This window comes from Methanothermobacter sp. (genome assembly GCF_049720995.1).
Taxonomy (GTDB): domain Archaea; phylum Methanobacteriota; class Methanobacteria; order Methanobacteriales; family Methanothermobacteraceae; genus Methanothermobacter.
Genome location: NZ_JBNASF010000006.1, coordinates 67,221 through 75,470, shown reverse-complemented (window position 1 = coordinate 75,470; position 8,250 = coordinate 67,221). Strand labels below are relative to the sequence as shown.

Below are 8,250 nucleotides of genomic sequence, written 5' to 3'. Positions count from 1 at the left end.
TATTTTTCTATGTTCTCATTTTAGGATTGGGTGATGTCTGTAGGGGGAGTTGTTGTTTTATTTTTCTATGTTCTCATTTTAAGGAATATTTGGAGACCCTTTCGCTATATAACTCTGTCTGGTATCCTGGGATGAATTCAGGAAGGTTTTTAAGGTTCCATGTGATATTTAATTAGGGGAAAGGGGTACCATGAAGTTCATGAGGGATTCGGAAAAGGAACAGCTCAAGCTTCTTGTCAAGGCATGCATGCTTGAGATAAGCAAGCTCAAGATGGATCTCAGGAAGTGCAGGGAGAATTCAGAGAACTCCGGAAGGGTGAGGGAACTTGAGGAGACCCTTAAACTCAGGGAAAGAAAGATAGCTGAACTTGAGGGGCTCATGGCTGAGAAGGATAAGATAATACAGGATCTCAATGCAATCATAGCCGAGAAGGAATCCCGTATATCTGACCTTAAAAGGTACAGGGAGTACTTCAATGCGCTTACACAGAAACCCGAAAGGGATCTGACCTCCTTCCAGTCACAGATCTACCGTCTGCTACCTGATGAAAGATCCACAGCCGAGGAATTGCTCAGTTTTTTGAATGAGATAGGATTCAGGGACATGAAGCTTGATAACATGGTTCAGATACTGAGGAACCTTGAGAGAAAGGGTTACTTCAGGTCAGTGAGAGAGGGTGAAATGGTGCTCTGGGAGAAAATAGAGAGATGACGGGTCTTTAACGCAGATAGTCCTGTGGTGGGTTCTCGATGATGGTCAGTCTGTAACGGCGAATACCCTTACGGGGGAGGCCTCCGCCCTTACATTCAGTGGAACAACGAATATTCTGAATCTTTCTGGAACCAGTTCCGTGTTTTTCATGTTTTCAACTATCCATATCCCGTTTTCAAGGAGTAGTCTGTGCACGGCTGTTTCTCCGGGCATGTCAACGCTTGGACCGTCTGTGCACACTCCCTTCACTCCATGGTCAACCAGTTTCTCTGCAAGACCCATGGGAATGCCTCTGTAGTCTTTGAAGTATTCCTCTAGACCCCACTTTGAACCCCACCCGGTTCTCAGAACCGCAATATCTCCAGATGGAATTTTTTCTGTTCCCTGCGATATAAGGAAGCCCTGCCCTGTCAGTCTTTCAAGGCCTATCCTATCAACGGTTTCATCACCCCGGTGTACGTGTGCCGGTGCATCTATGTGGGTTCCAGTGTGCATTCCAGCCTCCATTGAGGAGGTCAGATAGTCCCTATCTTCAAGTGTCCTTATTCTGACAGGAGGATCCCCTGGAAAGACAGGCATGGAATCCTCAATTCTGCGGCTCATATCAATGATTTTCATGGATCATGATATCTCATGAGGGAATATAAGAGTTCAGTGCAGATCATATTCCAGAAGCACTTCCCTAACCTCTGACACACTTGTGTTCCAGTTATACACGTGTCCGAGGGTGTTCATGGTGTGGGTGGTGTCTGCTGTCACCCAACCGCGGCCCCTTATCCATAACTGGGCCCACACATGGGAGTACCAGTTTCCGCTTATGAACCTGCAGTATCCACGGACATAACGGGCCGGTATACCGCTGGTCCTTGCAAGGGCAACCATGAGGTGTGCCTGGTCAACACAGTTTCCTGTCCTGCGCCTTAATGTGCCTGAGGCACCGTAGCGGGTCCTGTAGTAGAAGGAGTAGTCAACATTGTCCCGGACCCAGCTAAAAAGATTCAGTGCAGTGGAGTGGGTGGTGTTTCCTGAGAGTTCCCGGGCAAGGTAAACTATATTGGGATCGGTGATGTTGCAGTAGGCTGTGGATCTGATGTAACGTCGGAGGGATGATGGGACGTACCAGGGGCTGACTCTGAGGCCCTCATAGTATCTGAGCTGCCCATTCAGATAGGTGTATTTTTTTTCAAGGGACTTCAGTTTGCTCTGAAGCCTCATGATGGTTTTTTTGTTTCCAGAATATCTGATCCTCCTATGAATAAGGTTCATGAGTTTAATTGTTTTTTTGATCTGGGATTTCAGGTTATTTATCCTTCTGTCGATGGTGTTGGAGTCGATTCTGTATGCATTTAAAGGGAGGGGGGTGCTTATTTGCACATAATCCGGGAGTTTACCATGAAGTTTTCTGTAGCGCCCGATCTTTGATAGGAGATACACTGCATTGTAGAAGTCAATCCTGCCCCCGCTGAAGGAGATGGTTTCTGGACAGTACTGTGTCCGGGATGTGAGGTTACGGAATTTTGATGCTATCTCCATGTACTGTTTTTTTGTTAGCTTCACTGATATGCGCCTTATATCCAGGCGGGGCGCATTGATGGTCTGGGTTTCAACCAGATTTGAACCGGTAAGTACCCTGCTGAGGGCGTAGGCGTAGAATGGGGTGTCAAGTGTCCTGTTACCCACACTGACGTTTTCAGGAAGCCTCTGGTTTTTTTCAATAAAACTGGAAACCCTGACACCTGCCTCGAGAACATCAGAGCTATTCAGGGGATCCTCAACTTCTTCGATGGCACAGGAGCCTTCAGTTAATAGAATTAAAATCATGAACGCCGAAAGGCAGACAGGAACCGGTGATTTATACATTCTCCTACCTGTATTTAAATAAGGTCACCATTTAATAAATACATTGACCGCAAAATATTTATAGAACCTCTAACCCATTGATAAATGCACTAATGATAATAAAAATTGAGGTGATTAAATGGCACAGGGACAGCAGCCAATTCTTGTACTGCCCGAAGGTACAAGCAGATACCTTGGAAGGGACGCACAGAGAATGAACATCCTTGCAAGTAAAATACTTGCAGAAACCGTCAGGACGACCCTTGGACCAAAGGGAATGGACAAGATGCTGGTTGACTCCCTTGGAGACATCGTGGTAACAAACGACGGTGTCACAATACTAAAGGAAATGGACATAGAGCACCCAGCAGCAAAGATGCTTGTTGAGGTCGCAAAGACCCAGGAAGACGAGGTGGGTGACGGTACAACAACAGCTGTCATCATAGCAGGCGAACTACTCAAAAAAGCCGAAACACTCCTTGAAATGGAGATCCACCCAACAATAATCGCAATGGGTTACAGGCAGGCCGCTGAGAAAGCCCAGGAAATACTCAACGATATCGCAATTGACGCAAGCGACAGGGACACACTCATAAAGGTCGCAATGACCGCAATGACCGGTAAAGGAACAGAAAAGGCAAGGGAACCACTGGCTGAACTCATAGTTGACGCGGTCCAGCAGGTTGAGGAAGACGGCGAAGTCGAGAAGGACCACATAAAGATAGAGAAGAAGGAAGGCGCAGCCGTGGACGACTCAACACTCGTCCAGGGTGTCATCATCGACAAGGAAAGGGTTCACCCAGGAATGCCCAAAAAGGTTGAAAACGCCAAAATAGCACTCCTGAACTGCCCAATCGAAGTCAAGGAGACAGAAGTCGACGCTGAAATCAGGATAACAGACCCATCACAGATGCAGGCCTTCATTGAACAGGAAGAGCAGATGATCCGTGACATGGTCAACTCCATAGTCGAGACTGGTGCCAACGTGCTCTTCTGCCAGAAGGGTATCGATGACCTTGCACAGCACTACCTGGCCAAGGCAGGCGTCCTTGCAGTAAGAAGGGTTAAAAAATCCGATATGGAGAAACTCTCCAAGGCAACAGGTGCAAACATCGTCACAAACATCGAGGACCTCAGTGAGGACGACCTGGGTGAAGCAGGAATTGTCTCAGAGAAGAAGATCTCAGGCGAAGAGATGATCTTCGTTGAGGAATGCAAGGAGCCAAAGGCAGTCACAATACTCGTGAGGGGTTCAACAGAACACGTTGTAAGCGAGGTTGAAAGGGCAATCGAAGACGCAATAGGAGTCGTTGCAGCAACAGTCGAGGACGGAAAGGTTGTTGCAGGTGGCGGAGCACCTGAAATAGAGGTCGCAAAGAGGCTCAAGGACTACGCTGATAGCATAAGTGGCAGGGAGCAGCTTGCAGTCTCAGCATTTGCAGATGCCCTTGAGATCGTTCCAAAGACACTTGCAGAGAACGCTGGACTTGACAGCATCGACGTCCTGGTGGACCTCAGGGCTGCCCACGAGGAGTCACCCTACATGGGACTTGACGTCTTCGATGGTGAAATCGTTGACATGAAGGATGTCGGTGTAATAGAGCCCCACAGGGTTAAGAAACAGGCCATCCAGTCCGCTGCAGAGGCAGCTGAGATGATCCTCCGCATAGACGACGTCATAGCAGCATCATCCTCTGGATCCGATGAGGACATGGATATGGGCGACATGGGCGGAATGCCTCCAATGTAGGCACCCCCATAATTCCTCCTTTTTTCATGGCTTTTTTCTGAATCAGAATAAGGGTACTTTCAGTTCCCTGAACCTCGAGTATTTTCAGTTTTGTAAATGCAAACCTGTTTTTTGAAGCCTGCTGACCCCATAAGTCTTTCAGACAATTTCAGAAAAATGGAATATGACTCATTTTCCATGTGCACGGCTTCCTTATTCTCTGGCATCACTACAGGGCAGAAAGGTCATTGCAGATATTTAATTTTTCATGAACTAATGATCAGAAGGTTAGTGCAGAATTGGAAAATCCAAGTTGGCTCAGTTCAGTTTCTTTTATTTCACTGGACTCAGTACTCTTTTGGTATCCACTGCAGGAAAAAAATGAAATGGATGGTGGCTACCTTGAGAATATATGCACAGCCGCTGTCCCACCGGTTCCACCTATGTTGTGGGTCATACCTATCTCAGCACCCTCAACCTGTCTTTTACCGGCTTCACCACGCAGCTGCCAGACCACCTCAGCCGCCTGGGCGATACCTGTTGCTCCCAGTGGATGGCCACGTGCCTTGAGACCTCCTGAGGGGTTTACGGGTATGTCACCATCAATGCGGGTCATGCCCTCCTCAAAGGCCCTTCCACCTTCACCCTTCTCAACGAATCCGAGGTCCTCAACAGCCAGTATACCATTTATGCTGAAGCAGTCATGAACCTCAACAAGGTCTATGTCCCCTGGTGTCAGATCTGCCATTTTGAATGCGGATCTTGCAGCGTTCACAGTGGCGTCAATCCTGGTTATATCCATTCTATCGTGCAGTGCAATGGTACCTGATGCCTGTGCTGATGCCTTCACATAGACAGGGGTATCCGTGTATTCCCTTGCCATCTCGGCGGGGCAGAGTATGACTGCTGCAGCACCATCAGAGATGGGTGAACAGTCAAGGAGTCTGAGGGGATCCGCGACCATGGTTGAGTTGATGACCTGTTCAACCGTGACCTTCATGGGGAACTGGGCCCTCGGGTTGTTTGAGGCATTCTCATGGTTTATCACAGATACCATGGCGAGCTGCTCCCTTGTTGTACCGTACTCGTACATGTGCCTCCTTGCCATCATGGCGTAAAGTGAGGGGAAGGTTACACCCTGCTGGGCCTCCCATTCCTGGTCGGATGCCGTTGCAATTGCAGGTGTGGGGTCAACAACGTCGGTCATCTTCTCAACACCCGCCGCTATCACAATATCATGGTATCCTGATGCCACGGCCATTACACCGCTCCTTAGGGCGAGTCCACCTGATGCACAGGCGGCCTCCACCCTGGTTGAGGGTATTGGTGTTAGCCCTGCATGATCTGCGATGAGTGAAGAAATGTGCTCCTGTTTTATGAAGAGACCCGCTGACATGTTACCAACGTACATTGCCTCCAGGTCTGCACCTTCAACTCCAGCATCCTCTATGGCACCGAGGCCGGCCTCGGTTATCATATCCCTGAATGAGACGTCCCAGAGTTCTCCGAATTTTGTCTGTGAGACTCCAATAATTGCTACATCCCTCATGTTATCACCATCTTAAGCCATCCTGAGTTTGCCCTTGAACTTGGCATAGAGCGCATAGTCAACGTATTTTTTGCGGCTGATTATTTCAGAAACGGTTGGGGCGAGGTCCCTCTTTCTCTCTATCTCATCGGTGACCTCTATTATGAATGCGTCACTTCCGGCCCCTGAACCATAGGAAACTGCAAGTATCCTTGCCCCTGGTTCTGCAACGTCAAGTGTTGCTGCAAGGCCTATTGGTGTTGCACCGGAGTATGTGTTGCCTATGACCGGTGTTAGGAGACCCGGTTTCACCTGTTCGGTTTCAAATCCAAGTTTTTTCGCTGCCTTCAGGTAGAACTTTCCGTTTGGCTGATGGAAAACCGCGTAGTCAAAGTCACCTGCAGAAAGACCGGTCTTTTTCATCATGCCCTTTGCAGCGCCAAGAACGTGTTTGAAGTAGGCTGGTTCACCTGTGAATCTTCCACCGTGTCTGGGGTAGGGCATTCCCTCCCTTCTGTAGAAATCGGGTGTGTCTGTGGTGAAACTGTAGGTTTCCATTATCTCTGCAAGACAGCTCTCATTTCCTATGATGTAGGCGGCTCCACCTGCTGATGCTGTGTATTCAAGGGCGTCCCCCGGCGCTCCCTGGGCTGTATCTGCGCCAACAGCAAGGCCGTATTCTATGATCCCTGAGTCAACAAGTCCCATACAGGCCTGCATACCTGCGGTTCCCGCTTTACATGCGAATTCAAGGTCAGCCGCTGTCATTTCAGGTGTTGCCTCCACGGCCTCTGCGACGATTGTTGCTGTTGGTTTGACTGCATAGGGGTGGGATTCCGATCCAACATATATGGCCCCTATCCTTGAGGGGTCTATCTGGCTCCTTTTGAGGGCGTTGCGGGCAGCCTCCACTGAGATTGTTGCGGTGTCCTCATCTGGACCTGGAACTGATTTCTCTTCAACAACCAGCCCCCTTGATATGGCCTGGGGGTCGTCTCCCCAGACCCTTGCTATTTCTTCAACCTTTATTCTGTATGATGGAATGTAAACTCCATATCCAACGATTCCAGCCATGAGTATCACACCATTAATATTAGTCTGGATCCTGTTATTATCTAGAATTAAAGTACTTATCCTTTGCTCTACTATCGGGGTTTCTAATATATATATCTGATATATGGCTGGTCACTTCCCCTGTTACGTGCAGATTACCTCCAGTGGAGTTTCAATTGGAATAAACAATTAAAATCAGCCAGAAACAGTTTATCATGTACTCCAGAAATAACGTGTTACCGTCAGCAGAAACAGTTTTTTATGCGGTTGCCGGGATTTGAACCCGGGTCGCGGGCTTGGAAGGCCCGAGTCCTAACCAGACTAGACTACAACCGCTATGCGGCGTCCGGGATTTGAACCCGGGTCGCTGGCGTGGCAGGCCAGTGTCTTAACCAGGCTGGACTAACGCCGCAATTCGTAGGCATAGAAGAGATTTGAAATCATCCTATATAAAATTTTCTATTTTCCTCTCAGACGATTCATCTGGAGATCATCCCTCCAGTGGAACTGCTTTTACAGGGATCCACACAATTTATAAATGGAGGTTATCCATGGGGGCAGCATCCTCGTACAGCGGGAGGTTCCATGAGGTCGATGCCATGAGGGGCATCGCTGTTGTGATGATGATTGTATATCATGTAATCTTTGACCTCGACTTCCTTGGAGCAGTGGAACTGGATCTGAACTCACCCCTCATCTGGCTCACAGGCAGGCTGGCTGCATTTCTTTTCATATTCCTTGTGGGCGTATCACTCAGCCTGAGCCACTCCAGAAGGGGCTCCGGTGTTCCTGGACATTACATCAGGAGGGGTGTCAGGATATTCATTTACGGCCTTCTTATAACTGCTGCCACCTGTGTATACCCCCATGAGGGGTTCATAGTCTTCGGGGTGCTGCATTTCATAGGGGTTGCTGTGATCATCACACACCCGTTTGCAGGAAGAAGGGCACTCTCACTTATCGCAGCCCTCCTGGCACTGGCAGCGGGTATGCGGGTTTCAGGCTTGATGGTGGACACCCCCTATCTGCTCTGGCTTGGACTGAAGCCACATGGATTTTACACTCTTGATTACTTTCCGTTGCTTCCATGGCTCGGCGTTGTCCTTCTCGGTATCTTCACAGGGGATACCCTCTATCCTGGATACAGGAGAAGATGGAATGGGGAGCTGCCAGGGAGAAACCATGCACTTGAATTTCTGGGAAAACACTCGCTGACCATTTACTTTATCCACCAGCCTGTAATACTGGCTTTCATATGGTTTTTAATGAATATTTAAATGTTCAGGCATCAGCTCTTCTGATTTAGGCTGTCGCTGCCCATCCTTATGGATTGACTGGCAGTCAGCAAAACTGGGGTGGGATTACAGGCCGATCTCTTTATAATGTAAA

At 48.6% G+C, this 8,250-nt stretch carries 7 protein-coding genes and 2 tRNA genes; 3 read left to right on the top strand and 6 right to left on the bottom strand.

Features of this window, described 5'->3' with window-relative positions:
• The first annotated feature begins 190 nt into the window (after positions 1–190).
• Positions 191–712, top strand: coding sequence for a hypothetical protein (locus ACPLJI_RS03365; protein ID WP_424731639.1), 522 nt, complete (start codon positions 191–193; stop codon positions 710–712).
• Between the two features lie 45 nt (positions 713–757).
• Here the strand turns inward: ACPLJI_RS03365 and ACPLJI_RS03360 are convergent, their stop codons facing one another.
• On the bottom strand, positions 758–1,330 hold the full coding sequence (locus ACPLJI_RS03360; RefSeq protein WP_147671754.1) for a cyclase family protein: 573 nt from the start codon (positions 1,328–1,330) through the stop codon (positions 758–760).
• A gap of 33 nt (positions 1,331–1,363) precedes the next feature.
• Positions 1,364–2,572 (bottom strand): transglutaminase domain-containing protein, encoded by a 1,209-nt coding sequence (locus ACPLJI_RS03355; RefSeq protein ID WP_424731640.1) that lies wholly within the window; start codon positions 2,570–2,572, stop codon positions 1,364–1,366.
• A gap of 118 nt (positions 2,573–2,690) precedes the next feature.
• On the opposite strand from ACPLJI_RS03355, the gene thsA reads away from it, so the two are divergent.
• Positions 2,691–4,301 carry a thermosome subunit alpha gene (gene thsA / locus ACPLJI_RS03350; protein ID WP_424741131.1) on the top strand — a complete coding sequence of 537 codons (1,611 nt, stop codon included), beginning with the start codon at positions 2,691–2,693 and terminating at the stop codon, positions 4,299–4,301.
• 376 nt (positions 4,302–4,677) lie between these two features.
• On the opposite strand, the gene ACPLJI_RS03345 is transcribed toward thsA, so the two are convergent.
• The 4 genes from ACPLJI_RS03345 to ACPLJI_RS03330 form a co-directional block, all read right to left on the bottom strand.
• Positions 4,678–5,829 (bottom strand): thiolase domain-containing protein, encoded by a 1,152-nt coding sequence (locus ACPLJI_RS03345; RefSeq protein ID WP_147671757.1) that lies wholly within the window; start codon positions 5,827–5,829, stop codon positions 4,678–4,680.
• A 12-nt stretch (positions 5,830–5,841) separates the two neighbouring features.
• The gene (locus ACPLJI_RS03340; RefSeq protein ID WP_147671758.1) at positions 5,842–6,882 is read right to left on the bottom strand and encodes a hydroxymethylglutaryl-CoA synthase; all 1,041 of its coding nucleotides are present in this window, start codon (positions 6,880–6,882) and stop codon (positions 5,842–5,844) included.
• Positions 6,883–7,123: 241 nt separating this feature from the next.
• Positions 7,124–7,197, bottom strand: a tRNA-Gly gene (locus ACPLJI_RS03335).
• Positions 7,198–7,199: 2 nt separating this feature from the next.
• Positions 7,200–7,273 (bottom strand) — tRNA-Gly (locus ACPLJI_RS03330).
• Positions 7,274–7,412: 139 nt separating this feature from the next.
• Between ACPLJI_RS03330 and ACPLJI_RS03325 the strand changes: the two genes are divergently transcribed.
• Positions 7,413–8,138 (top strand): heparan-alpha-glucosaminide N-acetyltransferase, encoded by a 726-nt coding sequence (locus ACPLJI_RS03325; protein WP_424730323.1) that lies wholly within the window; start codon positions 7,413–7,415, stop codon positions 8,136–8,138.
• Positions 8,139–8,250: the final 112 nt, after the last annotated feature.

Bases quoted from the DNA above. Each gene is read 5' to 3' on its own strand.
- ACPLJI_RS03365 (WP_424731639.1), top strand. From the start codon at position 191: ATGAAGTTCATGAGGGATTCGGAAAAGGAACAGCTCAAGCTTCTTGTC.
- ACPLJI_RS03360 (WP_147671754.1), bottom strand. From the start codon at position 1,330: ATGAAAATCATTGATATGAGCCGCAGAATTGAGGATTCCATGCCTGTC.
- ACPLJI_RS03355 (WP_424731640.1), bottom strand. From the start codon at position 2,572: ATGTATAAATCACCGGTTCCTGTCTGCCTTTCGGCGTTCATGATTTTA.
- thsA (WP_424741131.1), top strand. From the start codon at position 2,691: ATGGCACAGGGACAGCAGCCAATTCTTGTACTGCCCGAAGGTACAAGC.
- ACPLJI_RS03345 (WP_147671757.1), bottom strand. From the start codon at position 5,829: ATGAGGGATGTAGCAATTATTGGAGTCTCACAGACAAAATTCGGAGAA.
- ACPLJI_RS03340 (WP_147671758.1), bottom strand. From the start codon at position 6,882: ATGGCTGGAATCGTTGGATATGGAGTTTACATTCCATCATACAGAATA.
- ACPLJI_RS03325 (WP_424730323.1), top strand. From the start codon at position 7,413: ATGGGGGCAGCATCCTCGTACAGCGGGAGGTTCCATGAGGTCGATGCC.